Consider the following 18,457-nt stretch of genomic DNA (forward strand, 5'->3'; position numbering starts at 1 on the left):
TGGCAGGACCGCAGTCCCATCAGGATTGGCTTACACCAGTTCCAGATTGATCGCCGACTCGCGGCCGTCACGGCCTGCTTCGATGTCGAACGACACTTTCTGGTTGTCTGCGAGGCCGGTGAGGCCCGAACGCTCAACTGCCGAGATGTGCACGAAAACGTCTTTCGAGCCACCATCGGGTGCGATGAAGCCGAAGCCCTTGGTGGTGTTGAACCACTTGACGGTACCAGTTGCCATGGTTGTATTCCTCTATCTGTGTCGCCCACGAAGCGCGGCGACCTGGCGTCTCAACGTCGCATGCTGAGCCGTGGAGGAATCAGGAAACGAAATTCAGTAGCCCTCCCTAAATGGGCCTTTTGGGCCGGAATTACAAGCGATGATCCGATGTCAGGCCATTTCATGCCTCCTGCATTGACTTTCCGGCCGAATTCCCCCATTTACACCGCGTGATCGCCGGTTCCTTACCAGCCCAGGGCCACCCGCCCTGCGCCTGCGATGCCAGATTTCCCGCCGTTGGCACCCTCCCATGGGTCCGGCCTCGCGAAGGAGTTCTTGCGATTACGGCATTCGGGCAATCCGGCCCGTTCGTCCAATCGCAGCCCGCTGCACATCTCCTCCCGCGCGAAGGCGCATATCCGGCGACGGCCCTCGCGGCCCTCCCCGAAAGGATTTTCATGACATTCGACACGCTGGGGCTCCGCCCCGCCCTTCTGGCTCGCCTTGCCGAGCAGAATCTCACTCAGCCGACCCCGATCCAGACCCAGGCCATCCCCGAGGCCCTCGCCGGCCGCGACGTGATGGGCCTTGCGCAGACCGGCACCGGCAAGACCTTCGCCTTCGGCCTGCCGATCGCCGATGCGCTGCTCGCCAGCCAGCAACGCTGCGCACCGAAATCGGCGCAGGCGCTGATCCTCGCCCCGACCCGTGAACTGGCGGCACAGATCCACGACACGCTGTCGTCGGTGCTGACCGGCGCGCACCTGCGTCTGACCCTGGTGGTCGGCGGCAACTCGATCAACGTGCAGTCGCGCAAGCTCGAGAAGGGCACGCACCTGCTGATCGCCACCCCCGGCCGTCTCATCGACCTGATGGACCGCGGCGCGCTGAAGCTCGACCAGGTGTCGCACTTCGTGCTCGACGAGGCCGACCAGATGCTCGACCTCGGCTTCATCCACGCGCTGCGCCGCATCGCCCGCGACCTGCCGTCCAAGCGCCAGACGCTGCTCTTCTCGGCCACCATGCCCAAGCAGATGGACGAGATCGCCCGCGCCTACCTGAACGATCCGGTGCGTATCCAGGTCGCCCCTCCGGGCAAGACCGCCGACAAGATCGAACAGTCGGTGATCTTCGTCGAGACGCCGAAGCGGATCGAAACACTTACCGGCCTGCTCGACGATCACCGTGACGAGTTGGCGCTGGTCTTCTGCCGCACCAAGCACGGCGCCGAGAAGCTCTCGCGCAAGCTTGACCAGGCCGGTTTCGCCGTCGGCGCGATCCACGGCAACAAGAGCCAGGGCCAGCGCAACCGCGCGCTCGACTCGTTCCGCAAGGGCGAGATGCGCGTGCTCGTGGCCACCGACGTCGCCGCGCGCGGCATCGACATCCCCGACGTGCGCCACGTCTACAACTTCGACCTGCCGAACGTGGCGGACAACTACGTCCACCGCATCGGCCGTACCGCCCGCGCCGGGCGCGACGGTCGCGCCGTGAGCTTCTGCGGCATCGAGGAAATGGCCGACCTGCGCGGCATCGAGAAGCTGATCGGCCAGCAGATCGCCACGCTCGGTGGCGAGCGCCCGGCCGAGCCGTCGCGCGGACAGCGCAGCGCCGGAGGCACCGGCGGTGGCCGAGGCCGTCCCGGTGGCAGCAAGCCCGCTGGCAGCGCCGGCAAGCCTGGCGGCGCGCGGCGCCCGCGCGGAGGCCGTGGCCGCCGCAGCGGTGGCGGTGGCGGCGGTGGCCGGGGCAAGGCACACGCCTCGGCCTGATCCGGAGCGAGAAAAGGCGCGGAGCCCCCTCCGCGCCTTTTTCTTTGCATCACGGTCCGGCCACCAGCCCGGCAAAGGGGCGTCACTCCGCCTTCATCGCCGCGTACATCGAATCCAGCAACTCGTGGTTCACCTCAGGGCCACCTAGGAACGGGCGGTCGCGCAGCTCGGTCTTCCGCTCGCCCTCGGGCGCCTCGTAGACCACCGCGCCGTCCTTGATCGTCACCCGTATCTGGATCTGCGCAAGCGTCTCGGGGTCCACCGTTGTCGGATCCTCTGACAGGATCACGAAATCCGCCAGCTTGCCCGCTTCGATCGAACCCTTCCGGTCTTCCTCGAAATGCTGCCAGGCCGGCCAGATGGTCAGCGCCTTCAGCCCCTCCATCACGCTCACCCGCTGCGCGGGGCCGAGGATGTCACCGGAGCGCGTGCGCCGGGTCACCGTGGCCGAGAGAATCCGCATGCTGTCGGGGAAGGCCACTGGCGCATCATGGTGCGAGCCGAACATCATGCCGCGCTCGCGCACCCAGCCTGTGGGTGAGATATTCTCGGCATTCACCGGCCCCACGGTGTGATCGCGGTGCCAATCGCCCCAGTAGTAGGTGTGCATCGGGAAAAGCGACGGGAAAACGCCCAGCTTCTGGATGCTGTCCACCTGGTCTTCACGCAGGAACTGGCCGTGCACCAGCACCGGGCGGTTGGTCGGGGGCCCGTATTTCTGCTCCGCCGCGCCGATGGCGGCGATCAGCATGTCCGAGGCGCCCTCGCCATTGGAATGGGTCAGGATCTGGAAATCATGGCCGAAACACCAGTCGACCGCATCGTTGACCTGCTCCATGGTGATCGCCGCATAGCCCTTGTAGCCCGGCGGGTAGTCCCCGACCGGATCGTAGTAGGGCCGGTCGCGCAGCGCGGTGAAGCCCTGCGGCGAGCCGTCGATGGTCAGCTTGCAGCCGCCCACCCGCACGTGCCCGTCATACTCCTGGCTGACGTTCGCCTCGATGAAGTCGCGGGCTTCCAGCACATCGGGAAAGGCCACCACGTCGATCGGCAACTCTCCCTTGGCATCGACCGCCTTCAGCGCCGCCACGTTGCCCGCGCTCGAGCGCCCCTCCTGCCCGGTGGTGTAGCCGAAACGCGCCCACATTTCCGCCCCTGCCTTGGCAAAGGCTTCGAAGCCTTCGGGGCCCAGCTGGCTCAGCAGCGGCACCAGCGTGCCGAAAAAGGCATATTCCTCCAGCACGCCGTTGGGCGAGCCGTCGTCGCCGCGGCGGATCACCCCGCCGGGAGGGTTCTCGGAGGCGTCGGTGATTCCAGCGATCTCCAATGCTTTGGAATTGGCCACCGCAAGATGCCCCGACTGGTGGATGATCAGGATCGGCACCTCCGAAGACACTGCGTCGAGCTCAACCTTGGTCGGGTGCCGAAGTTCGGCCAGCTGCGCGTTGTCGTAGCCGAAACCGATGATCAGGTTGACGGAGTCCACCACCGCCTGATTGTCCGCGATCCAGTCGCGCAGCCCCTGCTGCAGGCTGGCAATATCGGTCACATCGCCATCGGGCGGGGCGAGCATATTGGCCGACAGCGCCTGGATGCCGCCCATCACCACGTGGCCGTGGCTGTCGACGAAGCCCGGCAGCATGGTGCGCCCGCCCAGGTCGAACATCTCGGTGGCCTCGCCCCTCAGGGCCGAGACCTCCGCCATCGTCCCGACGGCGAGGATCGTCCCGTCCTTCACCGCCACCGCCTCGGCCGTGGGTGCGGCGTCGTTGATGGTGAGGATGGGGCCGCCCGAATAGATCGTGTCGGCCATCTCCTGCGCCAGAGCCCCGCCCGAGGTCAGCATCGTTCCAAGCAGAAAAGCCGCGCCGCGAGTTGCAATCCGCATCGAAAATTCCTCCAGAAACCTTCGCGCCCGCGCACAATCATCACGCGAATCGGCGGCGCTCCAGACGCCGCCACCGAAGCCTAACGTGAGGTAATATTTGCGTCACCCCGCGGCGCGCTTCCGGCGTGGCCACGATGCGACATCGCCCGAGCTACGTCAGCTGCGGCGCAAATCCCCGACTTCGCGCCAGAAGAGCGGCGTCAGCAGAACGTAGACGGTGATCATCTCGAGCCGCCCAAGGTACATGGCGACAGAGAGGATCAGCTTCACCGGATCGGTCATCGTGGCGAAATTCCCCGCCGGGCCGATGATCGGCCCCACGCCCGGCCCGACATTCGCCAAGGCGGTCAGCGCGCCGCTCGCCGACGTCTCGAGGTCGAGCCCGGCGAAATCGAGAGTGATGGTCAAGGCGCCGAAGGTCAGCCCGTAGAACATCATGAAGCTGATCACGCCCTTCATCACGTCTTCGTCCACCCGCGCGCCCTCGTAGTGGATCGCGGTGACGGCGTGGGGCGCGCGGATCGTCTGCATCTTGGCCTTGAGCGCACGGGCAAAGAGCAGCCAGCGCATCGCCTTCGCCCCACCCGCGGTGGAGCCGGTACAGCCGCCCACCGCGGTCAGCAGGAAGAAGGCCACCGCGGCGAAGGGCCCCCAGAGCGTGTAATCGGTGGTGGCATAGCCGGTTGTCGTCACCACGGAAACCACGTTGAAAGCCACGGCCGTGGCGGCCTCGAAGAGGGGCATCCCCTCATCCACCACCAGCCAGACGGTCAACACGGTGATGACGGCGACCAGCGACTTGACCATCGCCGCAACCTGCTCGCTGCGGATCACGCCGCGCAGCACGACCCGCAGGTACCATGCAAAGGGCAGCGCCCCCAAGAGCATGAAGAGCGTGCAGGCCCATTGCAGGAAAGGGCTGGTGAAATGCCCGAAGGACGCGTCATAGCCCGAATAGCCGCCGGTCGAGAGCGTGGTCATCGCGTGGGTTATGGCGTCAAAGACGCTCATCCCGCCCAGCACGTAGACAAAGGCGCAGAGCGCAATAAGGCCGAGATAGATGCGCAGCGTCGCCGAGGCGAAGGCGGCGGCATTGCGCAGCTCCTTCTCGCCCTTGTCAGAGCTCTCGGTGCGGAAAAGCTGCATCCCGCCGACCTGCAGCAGCGGCAGCATGGCGATGCCGGTCACGATGAAGCCCACACCGCCGACCCCCTGCAAGAGCGCCCGCCAGAGTATCACCCCACGCGGCGTCTGGTCGAGCCCGCTCATCACCGTCGAGCCAGTGGTAGTGATGCCCGACATCGCCTCGAAGAGCGCATCCACCGGCGTCAGCCCCCACATCCACAGCGGCACCGCCCCCGCCACGGCGGCAGTCACCCAGACCGACGAGGTCAGCAGGAAAGTCAGAAGCCGGTTCTGCTCGTGGAAATCAGACCATGTCGACAGGCTCACCCCGCCGCCGACCATGCCGACCAGCGCCGCCGACATGGCGAAGGTCCCGCCGGTATCGGGAAAGAGGATCGCCACCACGACCATGAGCAGCGCGAAGAACACGCACACCAGACCGTTGATGAAATAGATGAACGACATGACGGCCTTCTCTCGACGTGCCGGCCCGGCGCTGATGCCGCGCCGGTCCCGAAGCCATGCGGGGCTGACAGCGAGAATTCAACGCGACTTTTGACGCACCGGCAATCGGCATCCCTTCAACACCATCCCCGCGCCGGACGCAACAACCGGCAAACCCCCGCGTGTGCATGATTTGTGCATCGGTTGTCCCCCCTTCCTAGGCCTTCGGGGATAGTCTACCTCTGGCCCCTGCGAACATGTCAAAGGGCCCGCCATCATGAAACCCATCCGCCTGATCTCGGGCATTCTCACGGTCGGCTTCTGGACCCTCGCCAGCCGCGTCCTCGGCGTCGCGCGCGAGATATTCATCCTGGCTTATATCGGGCCGGGTCCGCTGATGGACGCCTTCGTGGCCGCCTTTCGCCTGCCCAACATGTTCCGCCGCTTCTTTGCCGAAGGCGCTTTCAACGCGGCCTTCGTGCCGATTTTCTCGAAAAAATACGAAGGCGAGGAAAATCCGCTGAAGTTCGGCAGCGATGCGATGAACGGGCTGGCCTTCGTGCTGCTGGTGATCTCGGCGCTGGCGCTGATCTTCATGCCTGCGCTGGTCTGGGCCACCGCCGGGGGCTTCGCCGCCGACAGCCGCTTCGACCTGACGGTCGGTTACGGGCGCATCGTCTTTCCCTACATCTTCTTCATCTCGCTTGCCGCGCTCTTCTCCGGCGCGCTCAACGCCACCGGCCATTTCGCCGCCGCCGCCGCCGCGCCGATCCTGCTGAACATCTTCGTCATTGCGGCGATGGTCACCGCGAAGGTCGTCGGAGGCGAGATCATCCATTGGCTCATCTGGGCGATCCCCTTCGCCGGTGTGGCGCAGCTGGCGCTGGTCTGGATCGCCGCCGAGCGCGCCGGGATCCGCCTGCGCCCCGGCCGCCCTGTCTGGACACCCGACATGAAGCGGCTGGTCCGTGTCGCCATCCCCGCGGCGCTGGCGGGCGGGGTCATGCAGGTCAACCTGCTGGTCGGCCAGCAGGTCGCCTCGAACTTCGAGAAGGCCGTGGGCTGGCTCTACGCCGCCGACCGGCTCTACCAGCTGCCGCTCGGCGTGGTCGGCATTGCCGTCGCCATCGTGCTGCTGCCGGACCTCTCGCGCCGCCTCAAGGCCAAGGACAACGTCGGCGCGCGCCATGCCTTCTCCCGCGCGGGAGAGCTGTCGCTTGCCTTGACCATCCCCGCCGCCGTTGCGCTGGTGGTGGTCCCTTTCCCGATCGTTTCGGTACTGTTCCAGCGCGGGGCCACCTCGGTCGCCGATGCGCAGGCGATTGCCTTTGCCGTGGCGCTCTACGGCCTCGGGCTGCCCGCCTTCGTGATGCAGAAGGTCCTGCAGCCGCTCTTTTTCGCCCGAGAGAACACGCGCACACCTTTCTACTACGCGCTGTGGTGCATGGCGGTGAACGCGGCGCTGGCCATCGGTCTCGCGCCGGTGCTGGGCTGGTACGCGCCGGCCATCGCCACCACGGTCGCCGCCTGGACGATGGTGGCGCAACTGGCCTGGGGCGGGCGCAAGCTGGGCGAAGTCGCCCGCTTCGATACCCGCTTCCGCCAGCGCATTTTCCGAATCTGCCTCGCCTCGGCGATCATGGGTGCGATTCTCTGGGGAACCATGCTGGCCCTCGGACCGTTGCTGGAAAGAAGCTACTGGCGGGGCCTCGCGCTCGTCGGCCTGATCGGTGTCGGCATCCTATCTTACGGCATCGCCGGTCAGACCGTGGGGGCATTCCGCCTGTCCGAATTCCGATCTGCATTCCGCCGCAAGGGCTGACACATGACGCTGACATCGCTGATCACCGCCGCCGAGGGTTTCCCCGCCCTCGAACGGCTCTGCCATGCAGCGCAGAGCGAGCTGGTGATGAGCTTCCGCATTCTCGATCCGCAGACCAAACTGCGCAGCCCCGAGCTGCGGCAGCAGGGTCTGGAGGATTGGGCCGACCTGCTGGCCGACGTGGCGCGGCGCGGCGTGACCCTGCGGATGATCATCTCGGACTTTGACCCGATCTTCACCTCGTCTCTGCACCGCAACGCCTGGCGCTCTGCCTCGGGCTTTGCCGAACGGCTTTCGGGGGACGTGCAGATCCTCTGCGCGCCGCACGGTCAGAACGCCGGCTGGCTCTGGCGGTGGGCGATGCGCGGCAAGATCGCGCGCTACATCGCCGAGCTGCGGCGCGAGGAAGAGGGTTCGCTCACGCCGGTGCAGCGCACGGTGCTGAAGGGCGCGGTGCTGCTGCGCCCCGTGACGATTCACCAGAAATTTGCGGTGGCTGACGGCAAGGCCTGCGTCATCGGCGGACTCGACATCAACGAGCGCCGCTTCGACACGCCCGAGCATGACCGCCCCGCCGACGAAACCTGGCACGACGTTTCGATGCAGGTAGACGACCCGGATTTCTCGGCCGCCCTGCGCGCCCATTTCGACGATTGCTGGAATTCCGCGCTGGATTGCGACACGCCCTGCGTTACCGGCCGGGCCGAGCGCCGCGGCAACGGCAAGCGGCCGCAGACCCCGCAGGACCTGCGTCTCGTGCGGACCTTCTCGGCCCCCTGCCCCGGCCTCACGCGGCTTTCACCGCGCGCCGCGGTCATCGAGCACGAAAAGGCGGTGATCGCCATGATCGGCGAGGCGCAGCGCAACATCTACATCGAAACCCAGTTCCTGCGGCACCGCCCGGTGGCCGAGGCTTTGGCCAAGGCCGGTGCGCGCAACGCCGAGCTGCAACTGGTGCTGCTTATGCCCTCCTTCCCGGACCGGGTGCTCTACGAGGGCAACGACGGCTGGGATACGCGCCATGGCCATGCCTTGCAGACCGAGGCGGTGACCCGCGTGCAGCGCGCTTTCGGCGACCGCGCGGCCATCGTCTCGCCCGGCCAGCACGAGAACTCCCCCAAGGAAATCCCCGATCTGCTCGGCTCGGGACCGATCTACGTGCACTCGAAGGTGCTGCTGGTGGATGATCGCGTCGGGCTGGTCGGCTCGGCCAACCTCAACGGGCGCAGCCTGCGCTGGGACACCGAGGCCTCGGTGCTCTTCCGAAAGCCCGACGCGGTGCACGAGCTGCAGCGGCGTCTGGCAAGGACCTGGCTCGGCGATCACCTCAACGGCCACGATCCCGTCGCCGCCCGGACCTGGCGTCAGGCGGCGCTGTCCAACGCCGCCCACCCGCCGCAGGATCGCGAGGGGTTCGTCCTGCCCTATCCGCAGGCGGCGGGGCGAAAGTTCTCGCGCGCCCTGCCGATCCTGCCGGCCGACATGTTCTGATCCGCCGGGATCAGCGCCGCTGCCGCAGCCGTTCGCGCAGCCGCGCCCAGCCGCCGGGCACCAGCACCATCGTGAGCAGGAAGCCCGAGGCAAAGCCGCCGAGGTCCGCAACCCAATCAAGGCTGCCGCCGAAGAGCAGGCCAAAAAGCAGCTGGATTCCCAGCAGGATGCCGATCAGTGAGAAGGCCCGCGCCTGCTGCGCACCCATCTGCCCCAGCCGCAGCCACAGCAGGTAGGTGAAGCCCCCGATCAGCCCGTAGACCGGCGGGAAGGCCCCGATCAGCGGCATCGGCGTGCTCAGGAAGCCATAAGCCAGCGCTCCGCCGACGCTGGACGCCGCGAGGATCGCCAGCGTGCGCGGGGTCCCCAGCGCCTCGCCGACCATCTTGCCGAGCGCCAGCAGCATCACCGCGGCAAACAGCGCATGGCTGAAACTTGCGTGCACGAAGGGATAGCTGAAGAAGCGCAGAAGGTGCTGCGCCTGGAACTGGCCGGTGGACAGCATCCAGTGCCAGATTTCTCCCGAGAAGGCGAAGCGTTGCAGCGCATCGAGCCGCCAGCCCACCGCGCCGGGCCCGCCGAGCAGGCCGCGCGCACCCAGCGAGAAGGCCGCCTCGACCCCGACGATGACCACGGCCAGCGCCGCGATCACCGGCGGCAGGGAATTGAACGGCGAGACATTGTGGTTATGCGCCATGGTGGCCTCTTTCTTGACGGCATGTCGGGGCATGGGTAAGCCAGCCCAGACCGAATTTCCAGACGGAGGAAGCCCATGTCCGAGGCCGGCGTCAACAATTCCGCTTTCACGCCGCGCGTGTTTTCCGGCATCCAGCCCTCGGGCGGGCTGACGCTGGGCAACTATCTTGGCGCGATCAAACGCTTCGTCGACATGCAGGACAGCGGGATCGAGACGATCTACTGCGTCGTCGACATGCATGCGATCACCGTCTGGCAGGACCCCGAGGCGCTGCGCCGGCAGACCCGCGAGCTGACGGCGGGCTATCTAGCCTCCGGCCTCGATCCGGAAAAGTCGATCCTCTTCAACCAGAGCCAGGTCGCCGGCCACGCCCAGCTCGGCTGGATTTTCAACTGCGTCGCCCGGCTCGGCTGGATGAACCGGATGACCCAGTTCAAGGACAAGGCCGGCAAGAACGCCGAGAAGGCCTCGCTTGGGCTCTACGCCTATCCCGCGCTGATGGCCGCCGACATCCTGCTCTACCACGCCACCCACGTGCCCGTGGGCGAGGACCAGAAACAGCACGTCGAGCTGACCCGCGACATCGCCGCGAAGTTCAACCATGACTACGGCACCGAGTTCTTCCCGATGACCGAGCCGGTGATCGAGGGCGCGGCCACCCGCGTCATGAGCTTGCGCGACGGCTCGAAGAAGATGTCGAAATCCGATCCCTCGGATGCCTCGCGCATCAACATGACCGATGACGCCGACGCCATCGCCAAGAAGATCCGCAAGGCCAAGACCGACCCTGACGGGCTGCCGTCCGAGGCCAAGGGCCTCGAGGGACGTCCCGAGGCGCGCAATCTCGTCAATATCTACGCCGCCCTCGCCGGGCAGAGCGTCGACGAGGTGCTCGCCATGGCGGGCGGCAAGCAGTTCTCGGAGTTCAAGCCGATGCTGGTGGATCTCGCCGTCGACAAGCTGGCGCCGATCTCGACCGAGATGGCCCGGCTGATGCAGGACCCGGCGCAGATCGACACGATCCTCGCCAACGGCGCGGACCGCGCCCGCGCCATCGCCGAGCCGATCCTGCAAAGGACCTACGAGATCGTCGGGATGGTCGGCGCCAAGGCCTGACCTTCCGTCCAATCCACAAGCGAGAGGCCGTCCGCTAAGGGCGGCCTTTCGCCTTTTTCCACCTTCCCGCCATGCGCCCTGCAGCGCCGGCGCTTTCGTGCTAAACTCCCCGCCATCGCCTTGGGCTTGTGAGGGAGGACCTGCGCGATGACACTCGCCCCAGACCGCACTTGGATCGCCTGGACCGGGATGGAGACCGACCTGATCTTCAACCACGGCGTCGATCTTCCGCATTTCGCCGCCTTCCCGATGATCGACGAGACCGAGGGCCGCGCCCGGCTGCGTGGCTATGCCGAGGCGCTGATCGCCATCGGCCGCGACACCGGCGCGGGCATCATCCTCGACACGCCCACATGGATGGCCAACCCCGACCGCGCCGCCCCCGTCGGCTACGCGCCGGACGATCTCGGTCGGGTCACCCGCGAGGCGGTGGCGCTGCTGCGCGAGATGGCGGCGGCGCATCCCGACGTTCACACCAGGATCAGCGTGCAGATCGGCCCGCAGGGCGACGGCTACAAGCCCGGCAACGCCGCCGCCGAGGCCTCCGCCGCCTACCACGCGCCGCAGGTGCGCGCGGCGAAAGAGGCCGGGGCGGACATGGTCAGCGCCTACACGCTCGGCGCCGCGGGCGAGGCGATCGGCATCGCCAAGGCCGCCGCGCACGCGGGCATCCCCGCCCTCGTCTCCTTCACCGTGGAAACCGACGGCCGCCTCGCCGACGGCACGCTGCTATCCGAGGCGGTGCAGCGCCTCGCCGGGGCAGCGGACCCGATGGCGATCCTGGTCAACTGCGCCCACCCGGACCACATCGCGGAAGCCTTCGACGGCGGCGAATGGGAGGCGCATCTCGCCGGCATCGTCGCAAATGCCTCGCGCCAGAGCCACGCCGAGCTCGACGCCTGCGACACGCTCGACGATGGCGATCCCGAAGAGCTGGCTGCCCAGCTTGCCGAGATGCAGCGCAACCACCCCGCACTGCGTGTGCTCGGCGGCTGTTGCGGCACCGACCTGCGCCACCTGCGCGAGATCGCCCGGCGCGTGTCGGGCTAGGTCATTACAGGATCAGGAAAGCCCCATGCGCGCCGCCAGCCGCAGCGCGTGGCTCGGGTCCATCGCGGCGGACGGCATCACCCGGTCATAGGCCGCGCGGATCACCGCGCCGATCTCCGGGCGCAGCACCACGCGCCCATCCTCGAGCCGCCCCAGCGGCGAGCGGGACGCAAAGGCGCCATTGCCCCAGGTCAGCATCACCTGTGCCACCTGCGCCAGCGCAAGGTCCTCGGCGGGCATCTGCGACAGGCTCGCGTTCATCCGCAGGAAGACAAAGGCCGCCTTGATCGCGCCGTCGCGGTCGAAGCGGAACACACGGTACTGGGTCGCGCCCTCCGCCTGAAGCCGCGCCACCATTGCCGGCAGCCCGTCGATCATCCGGCCGAGGTCGGGCAGTTCCAAGAGCTCGTCCCAGTCGCGGAAGAAGAAAACCATGACGTTGGCGCCAAGCTCGGGATCATGCTCGGCCATCTTGTGCCCGGACATGGCGCAGACCGCCTCGAAGGCACCCTTCACGACGGACAGCGTCGCATCTTCCACACCGAAGACGATGGGCACCAGCGGCCGCCCCCAGCGGGCGCAGAGGTAGGTCCCGTCATCGCGGGTAAACAGCGCTTCGACCTCGGCAGCGTCCATGGCTCGCCCCTTCTTCTCTTTGGCAAATACGCAGGGCGCAGCGCCCGCCACGCGGCGCTCCACCTGCCACGCCGGGCGCGGCCTTGCAAGGCTGACGGTGCGGGTCAGTCGAAGAGCAGGCCCTGCCCCGGCCCCTGCGGGCGCGGCATCGGCAGGCCGAGGTGGTCCCAGGCCCGCTGCGCCAGCATCCGCCCGCGCGGGGTGCGCTGGATCAGCCCCTGCTGCAGCAGGTAGGGTTCGATCACCTCCTCCAGCGCATCGCGGCTTTCCGAGAGCGCCGCCGAGAGCGTCTCGATGCCCACCGGTCCGCCGGAATAGTTCTCGGCCATCAAGGTCAGGTAGCGCCGGTCGGCGCCGTCGAGACCCAGCTGGTCCACCCCGAGCCGGGTGAGCGCGCCGTCGGCAAGATCGCGGGTGACGACGCCGCCGCCTTCCACGACGGCGAAATCCACCACCCGACGAAGCAGCCGCCCGGCGATGCGCGGCGTGCCGCGTGCCCGGCGGGCGATCTCGCGCGCCCCTTCGGACTCGGCCCGCACCCCGAGCTTCACGGCGTTGCGGCTGACGATCTCGTGCAACTCGTCCTCGGTGTAGAACTGCAGCCGGGTTGGAATACCGAAGCGATCGCGCAGCGGCGTCGTCAGCAGGCCGAGCCGTGTGGTCGCGCCGACCAGCGTGAAAGGCTGCAGCTCGATCCGCACGGTGCGCGCGGCGGGGCCCTCGCCGATCACCAGGTCGAGCTCGTAATCCTCCATGGCCGGGTAGAGCACCTCCTCGACCGCCGGGTTGAGCCGGTGGATCTCGTCGATGAAGAGCACGTCGCGCGCCTCGAGGTTGGTGAGGATCGCCGCCAGATCCCCGGCCTTTGCCAGCACCGGGCCGGAGGTCATTCGGAAGCCGACCCCCAGCTCGCGCGCCATGATCTGCGCCAATGTCGTCTTGCCAAGGCCGGGCGGGCCGTGGAACAGCGTGTGGTCCATCGCCTCGCCGCGCGAGCGGGCCGACTGGATGAACACGCGCAGGTTGGCGCGCGCCTCGGCCTGGCCGATGAAATCGCCCAGCATCTGCGGGCGCAGCGCGCGGCCCTCGTCCTCGGGCAGCGGCTGGGGACGCAGGGTGGGATCGGGTCCGACCATGGATTATCCCTTCGGAGCCAGCAGCTTCAACGCGGCACGGATCAGCGCAGGGGTCTCGGCCTCGGGGTCCTCGCCCGCTGCCTGTGCCACCGCCGAGGCCGCCTCGCCGGGCGCATACCCGAGGTTGCCGAGCGCCGAGAGCGCCTCGGCCTGCGCCGAGGCATTGGGCTTCGGCGCAGGGGCCTTGCGGGCGACAGGCGCGGGCGACGCCACGGGGGTGTCCTCGATCACCACGTCCTCGGCCGAGGTCACCCGCCCCGCGCCCATGGCCATGATCATCGGCGCCTTGTCCTTCAACTCGTTGACCACACGCTGCGCGGTCTTCGGGCCGATGCCCTTGGCGGCCTTGATCGCATTCCAGTCACCGAGCGCAATGGCGCGACTCACCCCGTCCGGCCCCAGCGTTCCGAGGATGGCGAGCGAGGCCTTGGCCCCCACGCCCTGCACCGACATCAGCAGGCGGAACCATTCCTTTTCCACCAGCGAAGGGAAGCCGTAGAGCTGCAACAGATCCTCGCGCACCAGCAGGTCGGTGTAGAGCGCCGCCGCCTCGCCCGGCGCCAGAGACATCAGCACCCGCTCCGAGCAGTAGACCACGTAGCCCACGCCCCGCACGTCGATCAGCGCGTGATCGTCGCCCTTGTAATCCACCCGTCCGGCGATCCGTCCGATCATGCCTTCACCTTCATTCTCTGCGCGCCCTGATGATGCGCGTGACATATGGCGATGGCCAGCGCGTCCGCCGCGTCGGGGCCGTGGATGACCACGCCCGGCAGCTGCATCCGCACCATGTGGTCCACCTGCGCCTTTTCCGCGTGGCCGACCCCGACCACCGTCTTTTTCACCGTGTTGGGAGCGTATTCGCCGATCTCGAGCCCGAACTGCGCCGGCACCAGCATGGCGATGCCCCGAGCCTGCCCGAGCTTCAGCGTGCCCGCGCCGTCCCGGTTGACGAAGGTCTGTTCCACCGCCGCGATCTCGGGCTGCCAGCGGTGCAGCACGTCGGTCAGCTGCTCGTGCAAGGTCAGCAGACGCGCGGCAAGCGTACCGGGTCCCGAATCGCAGGTGCCGTTGGCGACATGCCGCAAACGGCTGCCCTCTGCCTCGATCACACCCCAGCCGAGGTGTCTGAGGCCGGGATCGATTCCGATGACCCTCATTCTTGCCTGCCCGTTCTTGTTTTCCTGCCTCTGAATTAGCACGAAACGCGAACATCCGCCAAGCCCTCGACCCCGTGCATTTTTTCCCTGCGGTCCGGCGGTCACTCAGGCCACGGGATCGAGGCCCGCAGGGGGTATCCGACGGGTCCTCCCCGACCCATTCCGCCCGAAATTTGGGAGATATTGCAGGCATTTTGCTTAAATCGAATGCTATGTGAAAACTGCAGATCGACCATGCGTTTTTGACCAGTTGTTAGAAATGCCCGGCGGCTCTATCTCCCGCTCAGAATTCAGGCACTTTAAAAACTTCCGTACAAGGACACTGACCCATGGCTGCTTATGACTACTCGCGCGACGCTGACGGCGCCGCTGGTCTGGCAGGTCGCATCGGGAACGTCTTCGTCACCGGCTTCGCGCCCGTCGCCGCTGATGAGACCCCCCGTTCGGCCGGCCTCTTCGCAACTCTCTTCGGCATGTTCGCCGAGTGGAACGACACCCGTCTGACCCGCAAGAGCCTGATGGCTCTGACCGACCGCGAACTCGACGATATCGGCCTGACCCGCGCCGACATCCCGGTGATCGCACGTCGTCGCTGATCTCATGCGAGATCATGCACAAAGGCCGCTGTCCTGATCGGGACAGCGGCCTTTCTTATTTGGACCCAAACGATCCGATGTCGGCGGCGACGGGCCGCCCCTGAAAGTCAGCCCAGGAACGCCTGTAGGTGGATCCCGATCCAGAGCGTGACCGGATCAACGCCCAGAACCCAAGCTCCCAGCCGATCGGCAAAGCTGCCCTTGGCCAGCGTCTCGACGTGTTCGGCGTAATTCGCGGCCCCGAGGTTGGCCAGCATCAGGCCCTTGAAGGCCGCCATCCCCATGAGCACGGTCAGCACGGGAACGAGGGAGCCAACCCGCGGCGTCTTCAGCTTGCGGATCGGCTTATGTTCGATCACCCCGTGTCGGCTGATCTTCGTGACATAGCCTTGCGCCAGCTTGCGGTGCTTTTGCGTAACAGCCCGCTGGCGCCGCTCGAAACTCTTCAGAGCGCTTTCCATACCGGGAACCCTCTCGATACCATACAAATACGTGGCGTATTTGCAGGTAAAGAGAGGCGAAATTTAGGCAAGATAACGGCAATCCTGCCGTGTTTCGATCACGACGACTTGCGCAGCGTAAGCGTGACCCATTCGCCGATTTCATCACGGCGCACCAGCTCAACACCCTGCGCTGCATAGGCCGCAACGACCTCATCCGCCTGGCGGATCAGGATGCCAGAGAGGATCGCATACCCCCCAACGGCAAGATGCGCCGCCATATCAGGGGCCAAATCGATCAGCGGCTGCTTGAGGATGTTGGCGAAAACAAGATCGTAGGGAGCGCGTGCCGCCAGATCGGGATGACCGAAGCCGGCCGCCTCGACGCAGATCACCTTGCCTTCGAGATTGTTGGCGCGGACGTTGGCCTCGGCGACCTCGACGGCGACCTCGTCGATGTCCGACACGATCACCGGGTTCGGCCAGATGCGCGCTGCGGCCATGCCAAGCACGGCGGTGCCGCAGCCGATGTCGGCGACGTTCTGACCGACCATGCCTTCGTTCGACAGCCGATCGAGGGCGCGCAGGCAGCCCAGCGTGGTGCCGTGGTGGCCGGTGCCGAAGGCCATGGCAGCCTCGATCAGCAAGGGCTCGGCGCCCTCGGGGATCTTGTCGGCATCATGCGAGCCGTAGACGAAAAAGCGCCCGGCTTCGACCGGGGTCAGTTCGCGGCGCACCTTGTCCACCCAATCCTGGTCCGGCACTTCCGAGATCACGAAGGGAGCGGCATTGAAGGCCGCGGCGAGCAGCGCCAGCTCCACGTCGTTGGGCTTGCCGAGGAAATAGCCGCCCACCTCCCAGGTACCAGAGCCGTCCTCGATCTCGAATACGCCGACGCCAGTGGGTTCGGGATCAATCTCTTCGATGGCCTCGCCCAGGGCCTCGGCGGCGGTCTTGTCGCTCAGCTTGGTGAAGGCGGTCCAGGTCTTGGCCATGTCATGCTCTCCTATCAGGGGTTGGCCTGCCCGATACAGCGTTTGGGCGTGGCGCGCCAGCCTGCATGCACCGGCGGGCGCTTGCGTCCCCCCTGGAAAACAACGCCCCGCCGGAGAGGCGGGGCACATCGGAAGGTCAGCGCGGGATCAGACCCATTTTGCCATCGGCGGCAGGCTCATCAGCACCGCGTCGGGGTCATGGCCGGTCGCCAGCCCGAACTTCGTGCCGCGGTCGTAGACGAGGTTGTACTCGGCATAGAGCCCGCGGTGGACAAGCTGCGCGTCCTTCTCCGTCTCGCCGAACCCCATGACCCGGCGCCTTTCGACCAGCGGCAGGTAAGCCGGCAGGAAGGCGCGGCCGATGTCCTGGGTCAGCGCGAAATCCGCCTCCCAGTCGCCGGTGTTCCGGTCGTCCATGAAGATGCCGCCGACGCCGCGCGCGCGCTTGCGGTGCGGGATGTAGAAATACTCGTCCGCCCAGGCCTTCAGCTCGGGGTAGAGCGCCTCGCCATGCGGGTCGAGATGGGCTTTCTGGATGGCGTGGAAATGCGCCGTGTCCTCTTCGTACTCGAGGCAGGGATTGAGATCCGATCCACCGCCGAACCACCAGGCCCCCGGCGTCCAGAACATGCGGGTATTCATATGCACCGCCGGCACATGCGGGTTCTGCATGTGGGCGACGAGGCTGATCCCGGAAGCCCAGAAGCGCGGGTCCGCCTCGATCCCCGGCACGCCGCGCGCCGCCATGGATTTCTGCGCCGCTGCGCCAAGCGTGCCGTAGACCGTCGAGATATTCACTCCGACCTTCTCGAACACCCGGCCGCCGCGCATCACGCTCATCAGCCCGCCGCCCGCGTCGCTGCCGTCATCGGCGGTTCGGGTGGTCGGCGTTACCTCGAAACGGCCCGGAGCGGCATCGGACAGCGGCCCTTGCGCGTGACTGCCCTCCAGCCCTTCGAAGGCTGCGACGATCTCGTCCCGAAGCGCGCGGAACCAGGCCGAGGCGCGCGCCTTGCGCGCATCGAACACGTCAGTCATCTCGTCTCTCCTGCCCGGCTCAATGCATCGGCGCGCCGACCGGGTCGATCAGCGTGCGGCCGCCGTCCACGGTCATGATCTGGCCGGTCATGAAACCCGAGGCGTCCGAGGCAAGGAACTGCACCGCCTCGCACACTTCGTCCGGACCCGCGATGCGCCCGGCAGGCGTGTGCTTCTCGATCTCCTCGCGGTAGCCGGGGTGCTCCTTGAGGATGTTCTTCAGGCTCGAGGACATCAGCGAGCCAAAGGCCACCGAGTTCACCCGGATCTTCTGGTCGGCCAGCGACACCGCCAGCGAGCGGGTCAGCTGGTCGAGCGCCGCGACCGAGACCGAATAGCCCAGCAGATGCGGATTGGTGCGGCTGGCGGCAATCGACGAGATGTTGATGATCGACCCGACGCAGCGGCTGTCCTGCCCCTCCGCCTGCTTGATCATGCGCTTGGCGACGATCTGGCTGAGACGCATGGCCGGCATCAGGTTCTGACCGATCATCGTCTCAAGCGAGATATCCTCGCAGTCATGCACGTCGGTGGGCAGGATCTGCCGCGCACCGTTCACCAGGATGTCGACGCGGTCATAGGCGTCGAGCGTCGCCGAGAGCAGGTTGGCCAGCGTCAGCTTCTCGCGCAGGTCACCGGCGAAGTAGCGCATGGTGCTCTCTTCCTCGACCGGTCCGCATTCCTTGGCCAGCCGGTTCTCGTCCATATCCGCGAACATGACGTTGGCGCCGCGCGATGCAAAGTGCCGCGCGATCGCCAGGCCAACGCCATTGGCAGCCCCGGTGACGATGGCAGTCTTGCCTTCGATGGAAAAACTCATGGGAATCCCTTGAATGTT

Annotated in this window: 18 protein-coding genes; 6 read left to right on the forward strand and 12 right to left on the reverse strand. The window is 66.8% G+C overall.

Annotation, left to right across the window (positions count from 1 at the left end; genetic code table 11):
* Positions 1–30 precede the first annotated feature (30 nt).
* Complete coding sequence (locus IQ782_RS18725; protein ID WP_095884218.1) at positions 31–237, reverse strand: cold-shock protein; 207 nt, start codon at positions 235–237, stop codon at positions 31–33.
* Positions 238–674: 437 nt separating this feature from the next.
* Here IQ782_RS18725 and IQ782_RS18730 point away from each other — a divergent pair, with 437 nt between their 5' ends.
* Positions 675–1,985: a DEAD/DEAH box helicase gene (locus IQ782_RS18730; protein WP_194136199.1), complete on the forward strand. Its 1,311-nt coding sequence runs from the start codon at positions 675–677 to the stop codon at positions 1,983–1,985.
* An 82-nt stretch (positions 1,986–2,067) separates the two neighbouring features.
* Here IQ782_RS18730 and IQ782_RS18735 read toward each other — a convergent pair whose 3' ends face one another.
* Positions 2,068–3,873: an amidohydrolase gene (locus tag IQ782_RS18735; protein ID WP_240989403.1), complete on the reverse strand. Its 1,806-nt coding sequence runs from the start codon at positions 3,871–3,873 to the stop codon at positions 2,068–2,070.
* 156 nt (positions 3,874–4,029) lie between these two features.
* Entirely contained in the window at positions 4,030–5,463 is a 1,434-nt protein-coding gene (locus IQ782_RS18740) for a TrkH family potassium uptake protein (RefSeq protein WP_194136200.1), read from the reverse strand.
* 256 nt (positions 5,464–5,719) lie between these two features.
* On the opposite strand from IQ782_RS18740, the gene murJ reads away from it, so the two are divergent.
* Both murJ and IQ782_RS30215 read left to right on the forward strand, forming a co-directional pair.
* A complete protein-coding gene (murJ, locus tag IQ782_RS18745; protein ID WP_194136201.1) occupies positions 5,720–7,264 on the forward strand; it encodes a murein biosynthesis integral membrane protein MurJ in 1,545 nt (514 codons plus the stop codon).
* A gap of 3 nt (positions 7,265–7,267) precedes the next feature.
* Complete coding sequence (locus tag IQ782_RS30215; protein WP_194136202.1) at positions 7,268–8,755, forward strand: phospholipase D family protein; 1,488 nt, start codon at positions 7,268–7,270, stop codon at positions 8,753–8,755.
* Positions 8,756–8,765: 10 nt separating this feature from the next.
* Here the strand turns inward: IQ782_RS30215 and IQ782_RS18755 are convergent, their stop codons facing one another.
* The gene (locus tag IQ782_RS18755; protein WP_194136203.1) at positions 8,766–9,452 is read right to left on the reverse strand and encodes a rhomboid family intramembrane serine protease; all 687 of its coding nucleotides are present in this window, start codon (positions 9,450–9,452) and stop codon (positions 8,766–8,768) included.
* A gap of 75 nt (positions 9,453–9,527) precedes the next feature.
* Between IQ782_RS18755 and trpS the strand changes: the two genes are divergently transcribed.
* Both trpS and IQ782_RS18765 read left to right on the forward strand, forming a co-directional pair.
* Entirely contained in the window at positions 9,528–10,568 is a 1,041-nt protein-coding gene (gene trpS, locus IQ782_RS18760) for a tryptophan--tRNA ligase (protein ID WP_194136204.1), read from the forward strand.
* A gap of 147 nt (positions 10,569–10,715) precedes the next feature.
* Positions 10,716–11,618, forward strand: a complete 903-nt coding sequence (locus IQ782_RS18765; RefSeq protein ID WP_194136205.1) for a homocysteine S-methyltransferase family protein — start codon at positions 10,716–10,718, stop codon at positions 11,616–11,618.
* Positions 11,619–11,630: 12 nt separating this feature from the next.
* On the opposite strand, the gene IQ782_RS18770 is transcribed toward IQ782_RS18765, so the two are convergent.
* The 4 genes from IQ782_RS18770 to ruvC all read right to left on the reverse strand — a co-directional run bounded on the left by IQ782_RS18770 (position 11,631) and on the right by ruvC (position 14,550).
* Positions 11,631–12,254: a hypothetical protein gene (locus IQ782_RS18770; RefSeq protein WP_194136206.1), complete on the reverse strand. Its 624-nt coding sequence runs from the start codon at positions 12,252–12,254 to the stop codon at positions 11,631–11,633.
* A 104-nt stretch (positions 12,255–12,358) separates the two neighbouring features.
* Positions 12,359–13,390 carry a Holliday junction branch migration DNA helicase RuvB gene (ruvB, locus tag IQ782_RS18775; protein WP_194136207.1) on the reverse strand — a complete coding sequence of 344 codons (1,032 nt, stop codon included), beginning with the start codon at positions 13,388–13,390 and terminating at the stop codon, positions 12,359–12,361.
* Positions 13,391–13,393: 3 nt separating this feature from the next.
* Positions 13,394–14,065, reverse strand: a complete 672-nt coding sequence (gene ruvA / locus IQ782_RS18780) for a Holliday junction branch migration protein RuvA (protein ID WP_194136208.1) — start codon at positions 14,063–14,065, stop codon at positions 13,394–13,396.
* Positions 14,062–14,550 carry a crossover junction endodeoxyribonuclease RuvC gene (gene ruvC, locus IQ782_RS18785; RefSeq protein WP_194136209.1) on the reverse strand — a complete coding sequence of 163 codons (489 nt, stop codon included), beginning with the start codon at positions 14,548–14,550 and terminating at the stop codon, positions 14,062–14,064. Before ruvC ends, ruvA begins: the two co-directional genes overlap by 4 nt.
* Positions 14,551–14,879: 329 nt before the next feature.
* Here ruvC and IQ782_RS18790 point away from each other — a divergent pair, with 329 nt between their 5' ends.
* The gene (locus IQ782_RS18790; protein WP_194136210.1) at positions 14,880–15,146 is read left to right on the forward strand and encodes a DUF1127 domain-containing protein; all 267 of its coding nucleotides are present in this window, start codon (positions 14,880–14,882) and stop codon (positions 15,144–15,146) included.
* 107 nt (positions 15,147–15,253) lie between these two features.
* Here IQ782_RS18790 and IQ782_RS18795 read toward each other — a convergent pair whose 3' ends face one another.
* The 4 genes from IQ782_RS18795 to IQ782_RS18810 all read right to left on the reverse strand — a co-directional run bounded on the left by IQ782_RS18795 (position 15,254) and on the right by IQ782_RS18810 (position 18,439).
* On the reverse strand, positions 15,254–15,607 hold the full coding sequence (locus IQ782_RS18795) for a hypothetical protein (RefSeq protein ID WP_194136211.1): 354 nt from the start codon (positions 15,605–15,607) through the stop codon (positions 15,254–15,256).
* A gap of 98 nt (positions 15,608–15,705) precedes the next feature.
* The gene (locus tag IQ782_RS18800; protein WP_194136212.1) at positions 15,706–16,581 is read right to left on the reverse strand and encodes a 50S ribosomal protein L11 methyltransferase; all 876 of its coding nucleotides are present in this window, start codon (positions 16,579–16,581) and stop codon (positions 15,706–15,708) included.
* 147 nt (positions 16,582–16,728) lie between these two features.
* On the reverse strand, positions 16,729–17,619 hold the full coding sequence (gene hemF / locus IQ782_RS18805) for an oxygen-dependent coproporphyrinogen oxidase (protein WP_194136213.1): 891 nt from the start codon (positions 17,617–17,619) through the stop codon (positions 16,729–16,731).
* A gap of 19 nt (positions 17,620–17,638) precedes the next feature.
* Positions 17,639–18,439, reverse strand: a complete 801-nt coding sequence (locus IQ782_RS18810) for an SDR family NAD(P)-dependent oxidoreductase (protein WP_194136214.1) — start codon at positions 18,437–18,439, stop codon at positions 17,639–17,641.
* Positions 18,440–18,457 lie beyond the last annotated feature (18 nt).

Origin of the sequence: Salipiger mangrovisoli (genome assembly GCF_015223355.1) — a bacterium.
Taxonomy (GTDB): domain Bacteria; phylum Pseudomonadota; class Alphaproteobacteria; order Rhodobacterales; family Rhodobacteraceae; genus Salipiger; species Salipiger mangrovisoli.